We start from the raw sequence: 18,516 nt of genomic DNA, 5'->3' as shown, positions 1-18,516 counted from the left end.
CAAGGATTATGCCTTGAAAACAATAATTAAACTCATAACCGCAAAGGATAATACTGGAACAACCAAGACCCCAATCATAATCATATCATAGAGATGGGCTTGGCGAGCCTTGGCTGTCTTATCAATTCCCGACATGGCTCTCAGTCCAATCCAAATTCCTAAAAAAATCAGGACAAGGATGGCGGTCAAGATTAAACTCTCGAAATATAAAGAAAATAGTTGCAGTAGCATGATTTCTCTCATTTCTATCTTTTTTAAAGAGTAAACTCAGCTAGTCCAGCTAACTGAGTTTTCCTTTATCTATTATATCAAATATAAGTCCGTTTGTAACTAGCGAAGAATTCTTTTGTCCGCTCTTCTTTAGGATGGTGGATAATCTCATCCGGTGTTCCAGACTCAATGATTTTCCCCTTATCTAGGAAGAGAATCTTATCAGCTACTTGGGCTACAAAGGACATGTCATGACTGACCAAAATCATGGTTTGACCTGACTTAGCAGCATCTGCAATAGACTTCTCTACTTCACCGACCAATTCTGGGTCAAGGGCTGAAGTTGGTTCATCTAAGAGCAAAACATCTGGTTTCATAGCAAGCGCACGCGCTAGGGCAACCCGTTGCTTCTGTCCACCTGATAAATGGCGAGGGTAATGGTTTTCACGGTCAGAAAGCCCAACCTTAGCCAACTCTTCCTTGGCAATCTTAGTCGCTTCTTGATCAGACAATTTCTTGACAACAACCAAGCCTTCTTTCACATTATCAAGTGCTGTTCGGCGTTCAAACAAATTAAACTGTTGGAAAACCATAGACAGCTTACGGCGTAGGGAAAGGATTTCTTCTTGAGTGATTTTAGAAAAATCAACTAAGAAATCATCAATCTGAATAGAGCCACTGTCAGGTGTTTCAAGATAATTGAGACTGCGAAGAAAGGTTGATTTTCCAGCTCCTGAAGAACCAATCAAGGCTACAACTTCCCCTTTTTGAATATCCAAGTTCAGATGATCCAAGACAGTCTGTCCTGAAAAGGATTTGCTTAAATTCGAAATCTTAATCATTAACGAAGGTCTCCTTTCACATCTGTTTGCACTGTATCAGGTGCAGAAATAGCCATTTTTCTCTCGATGAAACGACCGAGGCTTTCAATTCCGATATTGACCACCCAATAAACAAGGGCAACGGAGATAAAGCGTTCAAAATAGCGGTAATCAGCCCCACCTAAAATCTGAGCTTGGGCAAATACTTCCACAACACCCGCACTAAAGGCTAGGGAAGTTCCCTTGGTCAAGCCGATTAGGGAATTGATTAAAGTTGGAGTCGCCACAACTGCTGCATTTGGAATAATCACGCGACGATAAACTTGTGCTTGTGTCATACCCAGACTGCGTGCCGCCTCAATCTCACCAGGATTTACTGAGAGAATGGCTGCACGAATTGTTTCACTAGCATAAGCTGCCTCATTAAAAGCAAAGGCGACAATCGCAAAAGCAGCGGCTGGAATTGCATTGATATTGAGACCAGTTCCCCATTGCTGATTGAGAGCTTTCAAAGCCAAAGGAATTCCGTAGTAGGTCAACATGAGTTGCACCAAAATCGGTGTCCCTTTTAAGAAACTAACGAAGAAGGCCTGCAAGGGATATAAAATCTTGACACGATTGATCTTCACAATGGCAAAAAGAAGTGCTAAAACCAAGCCAAAAAGGGCACCACCAATTGTCAACATAATCGTTGTTGGAAGTTGTTGGACAATTCTCGGGATTCCATCAAAGACCGAACGCAAGCTAAACAGCTTGCCATCCGGAATCAATTGCATCAAGTTTTGGTACCAATCTGATGCTAAAATCGTTATAACATTCATAAAAACATCCTCTCCTGATAATGATTCATTCTACCATACTTCTGCCGTCAATGAAATTATTTGCTACGGTCAGATACAGACTTTATCTACCTACTAGTTTATCATACTTTGAAACAGGGAGGTTATATATTTTATCTATCAAAGAGATAGATAAAAACTATTTCAATCCCAGTTCTTCATAAGGTTTTCGATAACCGATTTGCTTAACAGTTCCATTTTCTACTAAAATTGGCCGTTTTAACAACATGCCGTCACTTGCTAGCAACTCAGCCGCTTCTTGGTTTGACAGGCTTCCTACCTTATCTTTCAGCCCTAATTCACGGTATTTGATCCCACTGGTGTTAAAAAATTGCTTCAACTCGAAACCTGAGGTTTCTAGCCAGTTTAAAATGACTTCTTGGCTAGGTGTTTCTTCGACGATATGAACGGCTTTATAGTCCACACCGAGTTGGTTTAATTCTTGTTTTGCTTTTTTACAAGTTGAACATTTTGGATATTCGATAAATTCTAACATGTGTTTCACTTTCTATTTTATATCTTTAAAATCTGCGCCTTCATGCTCCAAGAGCCAAGCTTTCTTTTCCACTCCTGCAGCATAACCTGTCAGACGCTTGCCTGCTCCTATCACACGATGACAAGGTACTAGGATAGACCAAGGATTGCGCCCCACTGCTCCACCAATTGCTTGAGCAGAAGCCACTTGCAAATCTTGTGCTATTTGCCCATAGGTCACTGTCTGACCATAAGGAATTCCCTGTAAATAGGACCAAACTCTCTTTTCAAAATCCGTTCCGATTGGCGCCAAGGGTAAGTTGGATAAATCCTGAGACTTTCCTTTAAAGTAAGCATCTAAGCAAGTAATAACTGGGTCTAAAATGGGATGACTAACAACTGCTTCTATCGTCTCATCTCCTAGTCCCCTCTCAAAATGCTTCTGCTCCTGCACCCAAATGCCATACAGATATTGCTCGTCGGCAACCAAAGACAAGGTTCCTATTGGCGAAAAGTAGAGCTTTTTTACGTACTTCTTTTGCATTATTTCTTCAATTTTTGATAGGCCAAACGTTCGCCATCAACTGGAACCTTACCAACCTGTTTAAAACCGAGTTTTTCAAAGATATGCTGCATGGCCTTGTTTGCAACATGCGTATCTGAGCGAAAATCTAGATAGTCAAAACCTTCAATCAAGCCTTCTAGGAAAGTCTGAGCAACCCCCTGTCCCTGGACATCTGCTGCCACAGCAATACGGTGAAAGACTAGGTACTCTGACTCTCCAGCTTGCCATTTTCCTTCATAAATGGCTTCATAAGCTGCATCTGGACTCTTGGTCACAGCTGCATAAGCTAGTAGTTCTCCCTCTTCCAAGGCTACGTAGGCTTGACCTGAGATAATATCCTCAATAATAATATCAGCATTTGGATAGCCATTTTGCCACTGGTCGCTACCAACATCTGCTAAACATTTTTTAGCATCTTCCATCACCTGCATGATGGCATCTACTTCATTTGGAAAAGCTAAACGAATCTCCATCTTTTCTCCTCATTTCTGACTAGTTTCTCCCATCATAGCATAATTTAAGCCTTTTCACAAGCAGTTAAAACTTGACTTTTTATTTTTGTTATTTTATAATCTAGTTATTAAAACTAGATAAAAAGGAGTTGAAAATGAAAACCACCTTTTCCTACCCAAAATGGGCAGAAATCCCAAATATTGACCTCTATCTGGACCAAGTTTTGCTCTATGTCAATCAGGTCTGCGCCCCTATTTCTCCTGATAAAGACAAGGGCCTGACAGCATCCATGGTCAACAATTATGTCAAACATGGTTACCTGACAAAGCCTGACAAGAAAAAATACCAACGCCAACAAATTGCCCGTTTGATTGCTATCACAACCCTCAAGTCGGTATTCTCTATTCAAGAAATAGCACAGACACTTAATACTCTACAAACTCAAGCAAGTTCAGACCAACTCTACGACGCTTTTGTGGACTACATGAACCAAGGAATTGATCCAGCTAACCCCATTATCCAAACCAGCTGCCAAACCGTTAAACTCTATCATCAAACTCTAGCCTTAATCGATCATACTCAAGAGGAGGTAATCCAATGAACACCAGTCTTAAACTCAGCAAACAACTCAGTTTTGGAGAGGAGATTGCTAATAGTGTGACCCATGCTGTGGGTGCAATCATCATGCTCATCTTACTCCCCATTTCATCCACCTATAGTTATGAGGCACACGGATTTTTATCCTCTATCGGAGTTTCCATTTTCGTTATTAGTCTCTTTCTCATGTTTCTATCATCCACCATTTATCACTCTATGGCCTATGGTTCGACCCATAAATACGTCTTGAGAATCATTGATCATTCTATGATTTACGTTGCTATCGCAGGCTCTTATACGCCAATCGTCTTAACCTTGATGAATAACTGGTTTGGCTATCTGATTATTGCCATCCAGTGGGGAACGACCATCTTTGGTATTCTCTATAAAATCTTTGCTAAAAAAGTCAATGAGAAATTTAGCCTTGCTCTTTACCTGATTATGGGCTGGTTGGTTCTAGCTATCATTCCTGCCATTATCAGTCAAACAACGCCCATCTTTTGGAGTCTCATGGTAAGCGGTGGACTCTCTTATACAGTTGGAGCTGGATTTTACGCCAAGAAAAAACCTTATTTCCACATGATTTGGCATCTCTTTATCCTAGCAGCATCTACCCTCCAATACATTGCCATTGTTTATTACATGTAAAAATAGGTTAGGACAAAGAATCCTAACCTATTTTTATTCTCTATGATGTTTTATACCCAATCAAAAAAGTACTCTAGTCCATTTTATAGTACCTACTAGCGTGCCGTCAATTATGGAATACTGCTTCCCTACTAGTATGTAAATCAGAATAGTTATACTCTTCAAACCACGTCAGCGTCGCCTTACCGTATATATGTGACTGACTTCGTCAGTCTTATCTACAGCCTCAAAACAGTGTTTTGAGCAACTTGCGGCTAGCTTCCTAGTTTGCTTTTCGATTTTCATTGAGTATTAAATCATAATCATTCGTTAATGAAGCGTACCTAACGAATCAAGCCAGACAAATGGTCAGATAACAAAAAAAACGTTTTCCAACGTTTTTTTGACTGTGATTTATTTACATCTGCTTCTACTTACGGCAAATCATTCCCTGCAGCAAGATAAATTTCATACCATTCTTTTCTTGTTAAGCTAAAGTTTGTCGCTTGGCTAGCTTCTATCAAATGCTGAGGATTTGTTGTACCTACGACTGCCTGCATTTTTGCTGGATAACGCAATATCCAAGAAATGGCAATAGTTGAAGGGGTTACTCCATATTTAAAAGCTAAACGATCAAGTACTTGATTTAAAGCTTGAAATTTCTCATTTCCAACAAAATTCCCTTTAAAATATCCGAACTGCAAGACTGACCAGGCCTGAATAACCATATCGTTTAATTTGCAGTATTCAAAGACGCTTCCATCACGCAAAGCTGCCTTGTTGCCTTCCATATTAACATGAAATCCTGCTTCAAAACCAGGTGTGAAAGCTGCACTTAATTGTAATTGATTGATAGATAGAGGTTGTTTGACTTCTTTCTTCAGCAACTCCATCATCATGGGATTTTGGTTGGACACACCAAAGTATCGAACTTTACCTGATTTTTGTAAAATTTCAAAGGCTTCTGCCACTTGGTCAGCTTCCATCAAAGCATCTGGTCGATGAAGAAGCAAGCTATCTAAATAATCAACCTGCAATCTTTCTAAAATCCCATCAACTGATTGTAATATATACTCTTTTGAAAAATCAAAATAGGTAAATTCTTCTATGCGAATACCACATTTTGACTGAATCCACATCTTTTCTCTTAAATCTGGACGATTTTTTAGGACAAGACCTAACAGTTCTTCACAACGACCACGACCATATATATCAGCCAAGTCAAAAGCATTGATTCCTACAGATAGGGCTGTTTCAACCAACTCCTCAACCTCTTTAACCGACTTGTCACTGATTCGCATCATGCCTAGAACAATCTCGGACAATTCTCTTTTCTCTTGACCAAATGGAATGTATTTCATGGCAATTTCCTCCGTTTTTCTTCATTATAAAGCAGAATGACACTTTTATCAACTGCTACCTAAAAAAAGAAAAGAACCAGTTCAAACTGGTCCTTTTAAATCTTACCCAATCACACTTCCGTTTGGTACAGCTGGATCAACTGTGAGAAGGGTTAATTTTCCATCATGTTCAGCTGAGAGAATCATCCCTTGGCTGACATATTTTTTCATCATTTTACGTGGTTTGAGATTGGCAACGATTTGAACTTTCTTGCCGACCAATTCTTGTTCGTTTGGATAGTATTTGGCAATTCCTGAAAGGATTTGACGATCTTCACCATCACCAGCATCTAGGCGGAATTGGAGCAGTTTATCAGAACCTTCTACTTTGGAAACTTCTTTGACTTCTGCTACACGAATTTCAACCTTGTCAAAGTCCTCAAACTTGATTTCTTCTTTGTTAAGTTTGAGTTCGACTTCGTCTGGATTCCATTCTTTTGCAACTGCTGATTTGTTGCCTTCCATTTGTTCCTTGATATAGGCAATCTCTTCTTCCATGTCCAGACGTGGGAAGATTGGTGTTCCTTTGGTAACTACTGTTACACCCTCAGGGAAATTAGCCAAACTCAAATTCTCAAGGCTCGCTACTTCTTCCAATCCAAGTTGAGTCAAGACTGCACGACTGGTTTCCATCATAAATGGTTCAATCAAGTGAGCGACGACACGAAGACTGGCTGCCAAGTGGCTCATGACACTTGCTAATTGGTCACGAAGTGCTTCATCCTTAGCCAAGACCCATGGAGCTGTTTCATCAATGTATTTATTGGTACGTGAAATAAGAGTCCATACTGCTTCTAGGGCACGTGGGTAGTCAACTGCTTCCATGTGAGTATGGTAGTCAGTGATTGATTCAGCAGCTACTTGAGCAAGAGCATGGTCAAACTCTGTTACACCTTCTACATAGGCGGGAATTTGTCCGTCAAAGTACTTGTTAATCATAGAAACCGTACGGTTGAGGAGATTTCCAAGGTCATTGGCCAATTCGTAGTTGATACGGCCTACATAGTCTTCAGGAGTAAAGGTGCCATCTGAACCAACTGGAAGGCTACGCATGAGATAGTAACGAAGTGGATCTAGTCCATAACGCTCTACCAACATTTCAGGGTAAACCACATTCCCTTTAGACTTAGACATTTTGCCGTCTTTCATGACAAACCAACCATGGGCAATCAAACGATCTGGCAATTTGATATCTAACATCATAAGAAGGATTGGCCAGTAGATTGAGTGGAAACGAAGGATGTCTTTTCCTACCATGTGGAAGACTGTTCCATTCCAGAATTTGTCAAAGTTACCATGTTCATCTTGACCGTATCCAAGTGCTGTCGCATAGTTAAGAAGGGCATCAATCCAAACATAGACAACGTGTTTTGGATTAGATGGCACTGGCACACCCCATGTAAAGGTTGTACGAGAAACTGCCAAATCCTCTAAACCTGGCTCGATGAAGTTGCGAAGCATTTCATTCAGACGACCATCTGGAGTGATAAATTCAGGATGAGCTTTGAAAAATTCTACTAGACGGTCTTGGTACTTGCTAAGACGCAGGAAATAAGACTCTTCAGATACCCATTCCACTTCGTGTCCTGACGGAGCGATTCCTCCGGTTACATTTCCAGCTTCGTCACGGAAAACTTCTGCAAGCTGGCTTTCTGTAAAGAATTCCTCATCTGAAACTGAATACCAACCAGAGTATTCACCCAAATAGATATCATCTTGAGCAAGCAAGCGTTCAAAAACTTGTGCGACAACTTTTTCATGGTAGTCATCAGTTGTACGGATAAATTTATCGTATGAGATATCAAGTAATTGCCAGAGTTCTTTGACTCCAACTGCCATCCCATCAACATAGGCTTGAGGGGTGATTCCAGCTTCTTCCGCTTTTTGTTGAATCTTTTGACCGTGCTCATCAAGACCTGTCAGATAAAAGACATCGTAGCCCATGAGGCGTTTGTAACGAGCTAGGACATCACAAGCGATGGTTGTGTAGGCAGAACCGATATGAAGTTTACCAGATGGATAGTAAATCGGCGTTGTAATATAAAAATTCTTTTCAGACATAATTTTTCCTTTCCAGGCAAATGAAACCTGTTTTTCTAACACTTCATTATATCACATTTTCAAGGATTTTCGATAGGGAAATCTATATAAAAACAAGATAGACGAGTGTCCATCTTGTTGATTTTATTCATAACGAAGGGCTTCGATTGGATCAAGTTTCGATGCCTTGTTGGCTGGCAAGACTCCAAAAATCATACCAACACTAGCCGAAACTGCAAGACTAAATAGGGCAACTGGGATTGATACTCCTACTTCTATACCAGCTATCAATCCTTGCAAGAGTAGACCAGCTATAGCGGTTAAGCCTGTCGCAATGGTTAGACCAATAACTCCGCCTAGCAAAGTCAAAATCATGGATTCAATCAAAAACTGAATTAAAATATTGGCACGTGTTGCACCCAAAGCCTTACGGAGACCAATCTCACGCGTACGCTCCGTCACCGAAACCAGCATGATGTTCATAACACCAGTCCCTCCAACAAAAAGTGAAATTCCTGCAATGGCACTAATAATCGTAGTTATAAAACCGAACAATTGTTGTACTTCTTGGAAGGCTGCAGTCGCATCTGACACCTGATACTCCCCTTGCTGAAGACCAGCAATTTCGGTCAATTTTCTAGCTAATTCTGGTCCCACAGTTGGTGTCAAACTGGTATCATTGACACGGAAGACAATATCAGAAATTTCATCCATATTGAAGTTGTTGGCAAGAGAAATATTAGTCGTAATTGGAAGTCCGCCAATACCAAAAGTCTTGGCAGTCTTGGCCTCATCGCTGGTATAGACACCAATGACACGATAGCTAAAGCCACCAACATCTATAACCTGGTTAACAGCTTCTTGAGCAGATCCAAACAGGCTATTAGCAAGTTCTTGGTCTAGTAAAATGACACTGGCCACATCTTTATAATCCTGAGCTATGAAACTGCGGCCTGCAACAATTTCATTTTCAACCGCCTTCATGTAAGTAATATTTCCACCTGTCAAGCTAGCTCGCTCCACTTTTTTGTCTTTATAAGACAGGGTGGTATTGGTCGAGTTGGTTACATAGTAACTGTCCACCCCTTTAACTTTAGCAGCCTCCTTGACCCAAGCTTCTTGTGGTTTTGGTGGCTCCACAGGAACATCCTCTTCTTTCCCAGAAACCGTCAAAGCTGATTGCTTTTGGGTAAAAGAACCATCTTTGCTTTTGATAGGCGAGAAAAAGACATGGATATTCTTCTGTGACTTGGTCATATTTTTATTGATCTGACGAGACATGGAATCTCCCAGAGCCATAATCACAACAACTGATGAAACACCGATGATGATTCCAATCATAGTGAGAAAAGAGCGCATCTTATGTGCCATGATAGATGAAAAGGCAAATTTCAGATTCTGCATCTTAGTTTTCCTCCTTTTCTAACTGCGCACTATCAGATGAAATAACTCCATCACGAATGACAATCTGGCGTTTGGCATAAGCAGCTATTTCAGGCTCATGCGTTACCATGATAATGGTTTTTCCTTCTTTGTTCAAGTCAACCAATAGTTGCATAATTTGATTCCCTGTTTTGGTATCCAAGGCTCCTGTCGGTTCATCCGCTAGGATAATAGAAGGATTGTTTACCAAGGCACGCGCGATGGCCACACGTTGCTTTTGACCACCAGATAATTCTGAAGGTAAATGGGGACTACGCTCAGTCAATTCAACCTTATCCAGATATTCCTCAGCTAACTTGCGCCGTTTTGAAGCCGAAACTCCTGCGTAAATCAAGGGCAATTCTACGTTTTGCAGAGCATTGAGTTTAGATAGAAGAAAGAACTGTTGAAAGACAAATCCGATTTGTTGGTTGCGGACCTTGGCTAGTTGTTTTTCACCTAGTCCAGCCACTTCTTGACCTTCAAGATAATACTCTCCACTGGTTGGTGTATCCAACATGCCAATCGTGTTCATGAGGGTTGACTTACCTGAACCGGATGGTCCCATGATGGCAACAAATTCACCCTCATTCACTTCTAGGTTGATATTTTTGAGAACCTGCAGTTCTTGGTCACCATTACGGTAGCTTCTGCAGATATTTTTTAAACTAATTAGTTTCTTCATCAGCCTTCACCTCTTTTCCTTCCTCTAAAGAAGACGTTGGGTTACTGATGACCTTGACTCCATTTGTCAGACCTGAAGTGATTTCTTGGTTGTCTGCATCAGCATTGCCCAAACCAACTTCCACTTTCTTGGCCTTTTTCTGCTCGTCAAGCACCCAGACATAGTTCTTATCATTTTCAGTCACAATACTTGTTAGAGGAACCAAAATGGCTTTACTCTTATTTTTGACCTCAACACTTACTGAGAATCCTTGTTTCAAATCACCGATTTCACTTGTAACATCGATGGTATATGGATATTTAGAACCAGAATTACCACCTGCTGCGGCAGTAGCTGCACTTGCTGCTTCACCATTGTTTTTAGGGTAGTCAGAAATGTAGCTAATCTTACCAGTCCAGCTCTTATCTTGGTAAACTTTAGAAGTAAAAGTTACTTCTTGGCCTACAGAGAGGTTGGCAAGGTTATATTCAGATAGTTCCCCCTTAACTTGCAAGTTTTCATTGCTAACGACATGAACTACCACCTGGCTGGCTCCAGTTGGAGATTTAGAAACATTACGGTTGACTTCGACCACAGTTCCCTCTAAGGTACTGAGAACCGTCATGGCATCCAACTGACTTTGAGCCTTGCTTAATTGCGCTGCTGCATCTGCACGTGCATCACGAGCATCACCTAGTTGTGCATCAATAGATGACACTGCATTGCCTGAGACTGGAGCTGGAGCTTGCGCTGCAGCACCTTCTCCTCCTGCTGGCGCTGGTAACTGTGGAGCCGGAGCTGAAGCGGCTTCATTTCGTGCTTGATTGAGTTCGTTGATATGACGGTCTGCCTTAGCTACTGCTCGACTCGCTGAATCATAGGCTGCCTGGGCTTCTGAACTACTGTACTTGACTAAAGCCTGCCCTTCGCTAACCTTATCACCCACAGAAACAAGGATTTCATCTAAATCTCCCTTACTAGCATCAAAATAAACATATTGTTCATTTTTTGCTGTTACCGTCCCTGACAATAAAACAGAGGATGCCACGCTTCCTTCCTTGGCAACAACAAGATGAGTAGCCTCATCTTTTACAGCAGTCTGAGAAGGTTGTCTAAAGAGCAAAATGCCCCCAGCACCCAATACAACTACACTTGCAGCACCAATTGCTGCATACAATTGCCACTTTTTAGCTTTACCATTCTTTTTCATAATGAAACTCCTTTTTGATTTAAAGTTCTTAACAATATTATACAAAAATTATCAATTTGAAACAATAACATTTCAGAACGAAATAATGACATTTCAGGATTAAATTATTGTTCGGAATTTATTTTACAATCATTGTACTAGTTATATAATACACTTTATTTTTCTTTTTTGCAAGCCTTTTCTTTAAATTTTTTGAACGTAGCAGATTTTTGCAATCACATCAAAAAAAAGATAGAATATGACTATCAAAAAATGACACTCTACTATTTAAAAGAGTATAAAGGAGTTTTCAATGAGAGAATATGATATCATTGCTATCGGTGGAGGTAGCGGAGGAATTGCTACCATGAACCGTGCTGGTGAACACGGAGCCAAAGCGGCCGTTATTGAGGAAAAGAAACTAGGCGGAACTTGCGTCAATGTCGGCTGTGTTCCTAAAAAAATCATGTGGTACGGGGCGCAAATCGCTGAAACTTTCCATCAATTTGGGGAAGACTACGGCTTTAAGACTACTGATCTTAACTTTGACTTTGCAACCCTACATCGCAATCGTGAAGCCTACATCGATCGCGCTCGTTCTTCTTATGATGGCAGTTTTAAACGCAACGGAGTAGACTTGATTGAAGGTCATGCTGAATTTGTAGATTCTCATACTGTTAGCGTAAATGGTGAGTTGATTCGTGCTAAACATATCGTGATTGCTACTGGTGCCCATCCAAGTATTCCAAACATTCCCGGTGCTGAACTAGGTGGCTCTTCTGATGATGTATTTGCCTGGGAAGAATTGCCAGAGTCAGTTGCAATTCTAGGCGCCGGTTATATCGCTGTTGAATTAGCTGGCGTACTCCACACCTTTGGTGTCAAGACAGATCTCTTTGTTCGTCGTGATCGTCCTTTACGTGGTTTTGATTCTTACATCGTTGAAGGTTTGGTAAAGGAAATGGAAAGAACAAACTTGCCACTTCATACTCACAAAGTCCCTGCCAAGTTAGAAAAAACTGCTGAGGGCATTACCATTCATTTCGAAGATGGTACTAGTCACACAGCTAGCCAAGTTATCTGGGCTACAGGTCGCCGTCCAAACGTTAAGAGCTTGCAACTTGAAAAAGCTGGAGTAACTCTGAACGAACGTGGCTTTATCCAAGTGGATGAATACCAAAATACTGTTGTTGAAGGAATCTACGCTCTAGGTGATGTAACGGGCGAAAAAGAACTAACTCCAGTTGCAATCAAGGCTGGGCGTACCCTATCTGAACGTCTCTTTAACGGAAAAACAACTGCAAAAATGGACTACTCAACTATTCCAACTGTTGTCTTTTCACACCCTGCTATCGGAACGGTTGGTTTGACAGAAGAACAAGCCATTAAAGAATACGGTCAAGACCAAATCAAGGTTTACAAATCAAGCTTTACGTCTATGTACTCTGCTTGCACTTGCAACCGTCAAGAAACTCGTTTCAAATTGATCACAGCTGGTTCAGAAGAAAAAGTTGTCGGACTTCATGGAATTGGCTACGGTGTTGATGAAATGATCCAAGGATTTGCTGTTGCTATCAAAATGGGAGCAACCAAGGCAGACTTTGATGCAACCGTAGCGATTCACCCAACTGCATCTGAAGAATTTGTAACCATGCGTTAATCGAAATAAAAGAAGCTGATACAAATGTGTCTGCTTCTTTTTTAATGTCTTACAAATCTACAAAAAATTATCCAACTTAACCAATAAGCAAAATCGGCCGTTACAGCTTTTGTTATCTTGTTTTTAAAAATTGGTTGACAATGATTACTCTACGAGTATAATAGTTACTATACATCAGAAAAGAGGTTAACTATTTTGAAAAAAGCTCACGTTTATGCCATTCCTGCTATTGGGGCTGCTCTCATTGCTGTTTTGGCACAAATCAGTCTTCCAATTGGACCTGTTCCCTTCACTCTGCAAAACTTTGCAATCGGCTTGATTGCTACTGTCTTTAGACCGAGAGAGGCTGTACTTTCTGTTGGACTCTATCTTCTTCTAGGTGCTATCGGTCTTCCTGTATTTGCAGGAGGTGGAGCTGGTTTTCAGGCTTTAGTTGGCCCTACTGCAGGCTATCTTTGGTTTTATCTTGTATACTCTGGACTTACTTCTTCCCTAACTAACAGCAAGAGTGGGATTGTCAATATTTTTCTTGCAAACCTCTTGGGTGATGCCCTTGTCTTTGTCGGTGGAATCATTGGTTTGCATTTCCTAGCTGGAATGCCATTTGAAAAAGCTCTTGCTGTGGGGGTATTTCCCTTTATCATTCCAGACCTTGGTAAACTTCTAGCTATTAGTTTTATTAGCCGTCCACTACTTCAACGCCTTAAAAATCAGGCTTACTTTACTAACTAAAAAAGGATATCGAGTTGTCATGACTCAGTATCCTTTTCTTTCATTTTGAAAACTTATACTCAATGAAAATCAAAGCGCAAACTAGAAAACTAGCCGCAGGCTGCTCAAAACACTGTTTTGAGGTTGTGGATAGAACTGACGAAGTCAGTAACCATACACATACGGCAAGGCGACGTTGACGCGATTTGAAGAGATTTTCGAAGAGTATTAATTGCCTTTAAAGGCATCCACCATCGTTTGAAATTCTTCATTAGAGAGAGTAATTCCTTTGCCCATTTTAGTATGATCTGGGCTCCAAGCACGAATATCAAACTTTGCAGGAGCACCATTAAAACTCACACGGTTGATTTCCTTAGTCCAACCTTTTTCGTTTTCAGAAAGAGTCAACAAATGCTCTTCAATTTCAAATGTAAATTCTGCCATTTTCTTCTCCTTTTTTAGCTTTCATTAGTTTATTCGTAAAATCTTGTAGATTTTAGGAAAATTTTATATAATATTGATATAAAAGAAGGGAGGCCACTATGAGACATAAATTCCAGCAAGTTCTAGATAAAATACATGAATTTTTAAATGGACATGACCAACCTGACCAGACTGAAAGCAACTCCCTTACAGCTACTATTGAAGAGGCTATCCAGAAACAAACCGCTGTTCACCTTATCTTGTCTGAGACAAGCTTTACAGGTGACATCATCAAATACGATCAGCAACGCCAGCAAATTATCGTGAAAAATTTTGCCAAAAATGTGACCCGTATTATCCGTATAAGCGATATTCAACGCCTGCGATTTGTCCCTTCAACCGTCCAAACAGCCCAAAAAAATAGATTTAAGAAAGAGTGAGATGTAGTTGCTTCATCCCACTCTTTTTTCTTAGCGAACTTGTTCAAAATGCAAATGAACCGCAATATGATCTCCATAACCACTTCTTTCCAAGTCACGTTGTAGACGATAGGAAATATAGTGTTCTGCGATGGTAATGTAACCCGCACCCAGTAAACGATGCTCAACCAAAGACTGAATCATGCTGATAGTAGCACGTTCCACCTTGGCTTCTTCCAAATCCAAAACCACTTTCTTAGTGACTTGTGCAAGGTTTTGACGCAAATCATCTGTCAATACATAGACAGTCTGGGCTGCCTTTAAGATAGCTTGGTAAATCTTATCTGGATTAAATTCAGCAATTTCTCCATCACGTTTGATTACTTGCATAGGTTTCTCCTTTATTCTTTGTTTTCTTTGATTTCTGCCAGCATTTTTTCTTCTTCTGCTGTAAGTTGATAATTTTCTAACAAATCTGGTCTGCGCTCGTAGGTTTTCTTCAAACTCTCATACAATCGCCACTGACGAATCTTTTCATGGTGTCCGCTCATCAGTACATCTGGCACAACCATGCCTCGATAATCATAGGGACGTGTGTACTGAGGATATTCAAGAAGGCCTGAAGAAAAACTATCATCTTGGTGGCTAGACTCCTTGCCAATCACTTCTGGAATCAGGCGTACCGTAGCATCAATCATGGTCATGGCCGCCAACTCTCCACCAGTTAAGACATAATCCCCCAGGGAAATCTCATCTGTCACCAAGGTCTTAATACGCTCATCATAACCCTCATAGTGCCCACAGATAAAGATTAGCTCTTCCTCTTGAGCCAAATCCTCAGCATAAGACTGATCAAACTGCTTGCCAGCTGGGTCTAGGAGAATGACGCGCGGATTTTTCTTTTCAATAGCATCAAAGGCATCGAAAATGGGTTGGGCTCGGAGCAACATCCCCTGACCGCCTCCGTAGGGCTCATCATCGACATGGCGGGCCTTTTCAGCATTTTCTCGAAAATTATGATACTGGATATCCAAGAGCCCTTTTTCTCGAGCCTTTCCAACGATTGAATGCTCCAGCGGAGAAAACATCTCTGGAAAGAGAGTTAAAATATCAATCTTCATCGTCTAACCCTTCTAAGATTTCCACATCGACCCGTTTATTTGGAATATCAACATTGAGAACCACTGGTGGGATATAAGGCAAGAGCAAATCACGCTTGCCTTTCCGCTTGACCACCCAGACATCGTTGGCACCTGGTTGTAGGATTTCCTTGATGGTTCCAATCAAGTTATCACCCTCATAGACTTCCAAACCGATAATCTCGTGATAGTAGAATTCACCATCGTCTAGGTCATTCAAATCTTCCTCAGCAACCTTGAGACTGTATCCCTTGTACTTTTCAATAGCATTGATATGGTACATATCTTTGAATTTAATAATGTCAAAGTTCTTCTGTTTACGGTGGCTAGCGATGGTCACTGTTTGAACAAACTGATCTTTTTCATCAAACAAGGCAAGCTCAGTACCTTTTTTAAAGCGTTCTTCTGCAAAATCCGTCACAGACAAGACTCGCATCTCACCCTGCAACCCCTGCGTATTGACGATTTTCCCAACATTAAAGTAGTTCATCTTGTCTCCTGTACTCTATTTCTTTCCATCTTATTCGGACAATTCTCGAATAATAGTCACAATTTTTTCTGATTCTGACCATTGTAAATAATGGTGATTCCCTCCTAAAATGAGTTTAGTATTGGAAGTCCAATATTCTGATTCTCTGTACTCTTTTTCTCTATAAGGCTGACAAAAAATAAATACAGGGACATGAGATTATATCGATACATTCTCAAAATCTTCCTCAGTAATCTCTCCAGATATCTGAAATCCTGTATCTTGATTTTCCAACTCTGAACCTTTTTCTTGCATTATTGCCCAGATTTCTTTATTAATTTCAGGGCTAAATGTGGCTTGAGTTAAGTTCTTAAAATAAAGTTCAGGACCATACTCGTCAATCAGCCTCATCTGCTCTTCCATTTCTGGATAAGGAGTTTCTAAAAAATCAGCAAACATGACGTTTTTAGTTGTCGGTTCAATTGCTAGTAAAGCCTGACACTTAATTGGTTTGTTGAGCAATTTGCAAGCCAAAATTCCACTCAAACTATGTACACAAAGTATATATTCAGAAATCACTAATTCTTCAAGTACTTCATAAACCGCATCTGCAAGATTATCTAGATTTTTTCCAGCTTGGTCATGAATCGGACTCCTACCTGTGTTCGGAAAATCAATTGTCAAATAACCAATTGTAGGAGGAAGTTTTTCAAGTATAAGTGAAAAATTTTCATAACTTGGTAGCAAACCTGCGCCACTTAAACAAACTAGCATTTTCTTTTGCTTTTGATAAGTAACAGAGAGACTACCAATTTCTGTAGATACTTCAAACCTCTTCATAAAGAAATCCACTCGTTCTATATAATGAATTATTAAAAATCCTTATCCTTTATTTTAACACGTTCCAAGGATTTTCTCAAGTTAGAGGAAAATACATAGAGGGTCCGCTATAGTCCAAAAAGTGCTAATATTTTCCTCTTTAATGTTAATTTATATTTGAAAGATGAGATATTTACATTCCCGTTATACATATTGCTATAAAATGTATATTCCCCAATTTCACCCTGACTTGTTTTCCATTTCATTCTTAAACTAGGCATATTCTCTGGTAAATTTGTATGAATCAATAAGCATGTATAATTCTTTAAATTTTTAACTGTATGCAGTTTATCATTATCAACTAAACGATTACTTTTTGAATCATAGATTAAAGAATAAAATTCTATAATTTCAATATCAACTTCCTTTGGATAAAAAATCAAATGGTTATAATGTTTATCATTTTCATCATGTTTAAACTCATATATATGATGAAATCTCGCATGTAAGGAATCAAATTCGATTGGTTTAATTACCTGAATTTCGATATTATTGATATAGGCCTTATTCTGAAAACTAATTTTTAAAATTACACCTATGAAAGTCGAAATCTGTAAAATTCGCAATAACCAATCAATGTACATTGCCCAATCTATGTTTAAAATACAATCAATGTTCATTCTTTTCCAGTCCCTCTTTAAAAAGCCTTCCAAATCACGTTCATATTGGTACTTAATGGCTACAATTTTACACTCCTCGCAAAAAAGCGAGACATTCGTCCCGCCCTTCTTATTTTTCGTCAATAACGATTCTTACTTTTTTGTCTTCAGTTGGGACAGAGTAGACAATCGTTCTTATCGCAGAAATAGTGCGACCCTTACGACCGATTACACGACCCACATCGCTTTGATCAAGATCCAAATGATATTCCAAAAACTCTGGTGTATCTTCAATCTTGATAGTTAAGGCATCTGGTTGTGAAATCAAGGGTTTCACAATCGCAATAATGAGATTTTCAATCGTATCCATCTGTCAACCTACTTTAAACTTATTTTGAGAATTTAGAATCGTGGAATTTCTTCAATACACCTTCTTTTGAAAGGATGTTGCGAACTGTATCTGAAGGTTGAGCTCCATCAGCCAACCATGCAAGAACGCGGTCTTCTTTCAAAGTTACTTGGTTTTCAGCAACAAGTGGGTTGTAAGTTCCAACTGTTTCGATGAAACGTCCATCACGTGGTGAACGTGAATCTGCTACGTTGATACGGTAGAAAGGTTTTTTCTTAGAACCCATACGAGTCAAACGGATTTTAACTGCCATTTTTAAAGTCTCTTTTCTTATTTTTTATTTCGGTGAAATAGCTGAGCTATTTAGCACATGTTCTATTATAGCAGATTTCTGACAAGTGTCAAGAAAAAAACTTGACAGACTATAAAATTTTTAAACCGCTAACTTCTCAAAGTAACTTCCACTTGCCTGACCAAAGTGGAAATTAGTCTAAAACGGATTTTTATGGTGGAATTAAGTATGAGACGTTTGAGTTAGAAATGAGGTCTACTATGACAAAACATAAA

23 protein-coding genes and 1 pseudogene are annotated in these 18,516 nt (G+C 39.8%); 5 read left to right on the top strand and 19 right to left on the bottom strand.

From position 1 onward, the window contains the following. Nucleotides 1–6 precede the first annotated feature (6 nt). From QM865_RS08730 to QM865_RS08705, 6 genes are all read right to left on the bottom strand, one after another. The gene (locus tag QM865_RS08730; RefSeq protein ID WP_219966757.1) at nt 7–231 is read right to left on the bottom strand and encodes a DUF4059 family protein; all 225 of its coding nucleotides are present in this window, start codon (nt 229–231) and stop codon (nt 7–9) included. 77 nt (nt 232–308) lie between these two features. Then, nucleotides 309–1,052, bottom strand: a complete 744-nt coding sequence (locus QM865_RS08725; protein ID WP_219966758.1) for an amino acid ABC transporter ATP-binding protein — start codon at nt 1,050–1,052, stop codon at nt 309–311. Then, entirely contained in the window at nt 1,052–1,852 is an 801-nt protein-coding gene (locus QM865_RS08720) for an amino acid ABC transporter permease (RefSeq protein ID WP_414306469.1), read from the bottom strand. The genes QM865_RS08725 and QM865_RS08720 overlap by 1 nt, the downstream gene beginning before the upstream one ends. Nucleotides 1,853–2,009: 157 nt before the next feature. Further along, nucleotides 2,010–2,366: an arsenate reductase family protein gene (locus tag QM865_RS08715; RefSeq protein ID WP_000889092.1), complete on the bottom strand. Its 357-nt coding sequence runs from the start codon at nt 2,364–2,366 to the stop codon at nt 2,010–2,012. Nucleotides 2,367–2,378: 12 nt separating this feature from the next. Beyond that, nucleotides 2,379–2,888 carry a methylated-DNA--[protein]-cysteine S-methyltransferase gene (locus QM865_RS08710; protein ID WP_414306468.1) on the bottom strand — a complete coding sequence of 170 codons (510 nt, stop codon included), beginning with the start codon at nt 2,886–2,888 and terminating at the stop codon, nt 2,379–2,381. Next, complete coding sequence (locus QM865_RS08705) at nt 2,888–3,382, bottom strand: N-acetyltransferase family protein (protein ID WP_414306467.1); 495 nt, start codon at nt 3,380–3,382, stop codon at nt 2,888–2,890. The genes QM865_RS08710 and QM865_RS08705 overlap by 1 nt, the downstream gene beginning before the upstream one ends. A gap of 134 nt (nt 3,383–3,516) precedes the next feature. On the opposite strand from QM865_RS08705, the gene QM865_RS08700 reads away from it, so the two are divergent. Further along, nucleotides 3,517–3,963 carry a DUF1836 domain-containing protein gene (locus QM865_RS08700; protein ID WP_042751456.1) on the top strand — a complete coding sequence of 149 codons (447 nt, stop codon included), beginning with the start codon at nt 3,517–3,519 and terminating at the stop codon, nt 3,961–3,963. Then, nucleotides 3,960–4,607 carry a PAQR family membrane homeostasis protein TrhA gene (trhA, locus tag QM865_RS08695; protein WP_414306466.1) on the top strand — a complete coding sequence of 216 codons (648 nt, stop codon included), beginning with the start codon at nt 3,960–3,962 and terminating at the stop codon, nt 4,605–4,607. Before QM865_RS08700 ends, trhA begins: the two co-directional genes overlap by 4 nt. Before the next feature lie 413 nt (nt 4,608–5,020). Here the strand turns inward: trhA and QM865_RS08690 are convergent, their stop codons facing one another. From QM865_RS08690 to QM865_RS08670, 5 genes are all read right to left on the bottom strand, one after another. Further along, nucleotides 5,021–5,947: an aldo/keto reductase gene (locus QM865_RS08690; protein WP_414306465.1), complete on the bottom strand. Its 927-nt coding sequence runs from the start codon at nt 5,945–5,947 to the stop codon at nt 5,021–5,023. Nucleotides 5,948–6,049: 102 nt separating this feature from the next. After that, a complete protein-coding gene (gene metG / locus QM865_RS08685) occupies nt 6,050–8,047 on the bottom strand; it encodes a methionine--tRNA ligase (RefSeq protein ID WP_414306464.1) in 1,998 nt (665 codons plus the stop codon). Between the two features lie 123 nt (nt 8,048–8,170). Continuing rightward, nucleotides 8,171–9,430 carry an ABC transporter permease gene (locus QM865_RS08680; RefSeq protein WP_414306463.1) on the bottom strand — a complete coding sequence of 420 codons (1,260 nt, stop codon included), beginning with the start codon at nt 9,428–9,430 and terminating at the stop codon, nt 8,171–8,173. Between the two features lies 1 nt (nt 9,431). Further along, nucleotides 9,432–10,133 (bottom strand): ABC transporter ATP-binding protein, encoded by a 702-nt coding sequence (locus QM865_RS08675; protein WP_414306462.1) that lies wholly within the window; start codon nt 10,131–10,133, stop codon nt 9,432–9,434. Continuing rightward, nucleotides 10,117–11,325 (bottom strand): efflux RND transporter periplasmic adaptor subunit, encoded by a 1,209-nt coding sequence (locus tag QM865_RS08670; RefSeq protein WP_261140372.1) that lies wholly within the window; start codon nt 11,323–11,325, stop codon nt 10,117–10,119. Before QM865_RS08670 ends, QM865_RS08675 begins: the two co-directional genes overlap by 17 nt. 289 nt (nt 11,326–11,614) lie before the next feature. On the opposite strand from QM865_RS08670, the gene gor reads away from it, so the two are divergent. After that, nucleotides 11,615–12,961: a glutathione-disulfide reductase gene (gene gor / locus QM865_RS08665; RefSeq protein WP_414306461.1), complete on the top strand. Its 1,347-nt coding sequence runs from the start codon at nt 11,615–11,617 to the stop codon at nt 12,959–12,961. Nucleotides 12,962–13,156: 195 nt separating this feature from the next. After that, a complete protein-coding gene (locus QM865_RS08660) occupies nt 13,157–13,693 on the top strand; it encodes a biotin transporter BioY (protein WP_414306460.1) in 537 nt (178 codons plus the stop codon). A gap of 207 nt (nt 13,694–13,900) precedes the next feature. Here QM865_RS08660 and QM865_RS08655 read toward each other — a convergent pair whose 3' ends face one another. Then, nucleotides 13,901–14,116 (bottom strand): YdbC family protein, encoded by a 216-nt coding sequence (locus tag QM865_RS08655; RefSeq protein WP_000807422.1) that lies wholly within the window; start codon nt 14,114–14,116, stop codon nt 13,901–13,903. A 98-nt stretch (nt 14,117–14,214) separates the two neighbouring features. On the opposite strand from QM865_RS08655, the gene QM865_RS08650 reads away from it, so the two are divergent. Then, nucleotides 14,215–14,535, top strand: a complete 321-nt coding sequence (locus QM865_RS08650) for a hypothetical protein (RefSeq protein ID WP_001216105.1) — start codon at nt 14,215–14,217, stop codon at nt 14,533–14,535. 30 nt (nt 14,536–14,565) lie between these two features. Here QM865_RS08650 and QM865_RS08645 read toward each other — a convergent pair whose 3' ends face one another. The 7 genes and pseudogenes from QM865_RS08645 to rpsP all read right to left on the bottom strand — a co-directional run bounded on the left by QM865_RS08645 (nt 14,566) and on the right by rpsP (nt 18,262). Continuing rightward, a complete protein-coding gene (locus QM865_RS08645) occupies nt 14,566–14,904 on the bottom strand; it encodes an ATP cone domain-containing protein (RefSeq protein WP_001196039.1) in 339 nt (112 codons plus the stop codon). An 11-nt stretch (nt 14,905–14,915) separates the two neighbouring features. Beyond that, nucleotides 14,916–15,635, bottom strand: a complete 720-nt coding sequence (gene trmD, locus QM865_RS08640) for a tRNA (guanosine(37)-N1)-methyltransferase TrmD (RefSeq protein ID WP_414306459.1) — start codon at nt 15,633–15,635, stop codon at nt 14,916–14,918. Next, nucleotides 15,625–16,143 carry a ribosome maturation factor RimM gene (gene rimM / locus QM865_RS08635; RefSeq protein WP_125452994.1) on the bottom strand — a complete coding sequence of 173 codons (519 nt, stop codon included), beginning with the start codon at nt 16,141–16,143 and terminating at the stop codon, nt 15,625–15,627. Before rimM ends, trmD begins: the two co-directional genes overlap by 11 nt. 30 nt (nt 16,144–16,173) lie before the next feature. Beyond that, nucleotides 16,174–16,962 (bottom strand): annotated as a pseudogene (locus QM865_RS08630) (alpha/beta fold hydrolase). Between the two features lie 107 nt (nt 16,963–17,069). Continuing rightward, nucleotides 17,070–17,621 (bottom strand): hypothetical protein, encoded by a 552-nt coding sequence (locus QM865_RS08625; RefSeq protein ID WP_414306458.1) that lies wholly within the window; start codon nt 17,619–17,621, stop codon nt 17,070–17,072. Nucleotides 17,622–17,730: 109 nt separating this feature from the next. Next, nucleotides 17,731–17,970, bottom strand: a complete 240-nt coding sequence (gene kphA, locus QM865_RS08620) for an RNA-binding protein KphA (protein ID WP_000379617.1) — start codon at nt 17,968–17,970, stop codon at nt 17,731–17,733. Nucleotides 17,971–17,989: 19 nt separating this feature from the next. Next, a complete protein-coding gene (rpsP, locus tag QM865_RS08615; protein WP_000268760.1) occupies nt 17,990–18,262 on the bottom strand; it encodes a 30S ribosomal protein S16 in 273 nt (90 codons plus the stop codon). Nucleotides 18,263–18,516: the final 254 nt, after the last annotated feature.

The organism is Streptococcus mitis (assembly GCF_047462815.1).
GTDB lineage: Bacteria > Bacillota > Bacilli > Lactobacillales > Streptococcaceae > Streptococcus > Streptococcus mitis_DO.
Note: the sequence above shows the minus strand (reverse complement) of the source record. Positions and strands in the feature narration are given on the sequence as shown.

Bases quoted from the DNA above. Each gene is read 5' to 3' on its own strand.
- QM865_RS08730 (WP_219966757.1), bottom strand. From the start codon at position 231: ATGCTACTGCAACTATTTTCTTTATATTTCGAGAGTTTAATCTTGACC.
- QM865_RS08725 (WP_219966758.1), bottom strand. From the start codon at position 1,052: ATGATTAAGATTTCGAATTTAAGCAAATCCTTTTCAGGACAGACTGTC.
- QM865_RS08720 (WP_414306469.1), bottom strand. From the start codon at position 1,852: ATGAATGTTATAACGATTTTAGCATCAGATTGGTACCAAAACTTGATG.
- QM865_RS08715 (WP_000889092.1), bottom strand. From the start codon at position 2,366: ATGTTAGAATTTATCGAATATCCAAAATGTTCAACTTGTAAAAAAGCA.
- QM865_RS08710 (WP_414306468.1), bottom strand. From the start codon at position 2,888: ATGCAAAAGAAGTACGTAAAAAAGCTCTACTTTTCGCCAATAGGAACC.
- QM865_RS08705 (WP_414306467.1), bottom strand. From the start codon at position 3,382: ATGGAGATTCGTTTAGCTTTTCCAAATGAAGTAGATGCCATCATGCAG.
- QM865_RS08700 (WP_042751456.1), top strand. From the start codon at position 3,517: ATGAAAACCACCTTTTCCTACCCAAAATGGGCAGAAATCCCAAATATT.
- trhA (WP_414306466.1), top strand. From the start codon at position 3,960: ATGAACACCAGTCTTAAACTCAGCAAACAACTCAGTTTTGGAGAGGAG.
- QM865_RS08690 (WP_414306465.1), bottom strand. From the start codon at position 5,947: ATGAAATACATTCCATTTGGTCAAGAGAAAAGAGAATTGTCCGAGATT.
- metG (WP_414306464.1), bottom strand. From the start codon at position 8,047: ATGTCTGAAAAGAATTTTTATATTACAACGCCGATTTACTATCCATCT.
- QM865_RS08680 (WP_414306463.1), bottom strand. From the start codon at position 9,430: ATGCAGAATCTGAAATTTGCCTTTTCATCTATCATGGCACATAAGATG.
- QM865_RS08675 (WP_414306462.1), bottom strand. From the start codon at position 10,133: ATGAAGAAACTAATTAGTTTAAAAAATATCTGCAGAAGCTACCGTAAT.
- gor (WP_414306461.1), top strand. From the start codon at position 11,615: ATGAGAGAATATGATATCATTGCTATCGGTGGAGGTAGCGGAGGAATT.
- QM865_RS08655 (WP_000807422.1), bottom strand. From the start codon at position 14,116: ATGGCAGAATTTACATTTGAAATTGAAGAGCATTTGTTGACTCTTTCT.
- QM865_RS08650 (WP_001216105.1), top strand. From the start codon at position 14,215: ATGAGACATAAATTCCAGCAAGTTCTAGATAAAATACATGAATTTTTA.
- QM865_RS08645 (WP_001196039.1), bottom strand. From the start codon at position 14,904: ATGCAAGTAATCAAACGTGATGGAGAAATTGCTGAATTTAATCCAGAT.
- trmD (WP_414306459.1), bottom strand. From the start codon at position 15,635: ATGAAGATTGATATTTTAACTCTCTTTCCAGAGATGTTTTCTCCGCTG.
- rimM (WP_125452994.1), bottom strand. From the start codon at position 16,143: ATGAACTACTTTAATGTTGGGAAAATCGTCAATACGCAGGGGTTGCAG.
- QM865_RS08625 (WP_414306458.1), bottom strand. From the start codon at position 17,621: ATGAACATTGATTGTATTTTAAACATAGATTGGGCAATGTACATTGAT.
- kphA (WP_000379617.1), bottom strand. From the start codon at position 17,970: ATGGATACGATTGAAAATCTCATTATTGCGATTGTGAAACCCTTGATT.
- rpsP (WP_000268760.1), bottom strand. From the start codon at position 18,262: ATGGCAGTTAAAATCCGTTTGACTCGTATGGGTTCTAAGAAAAAACCT.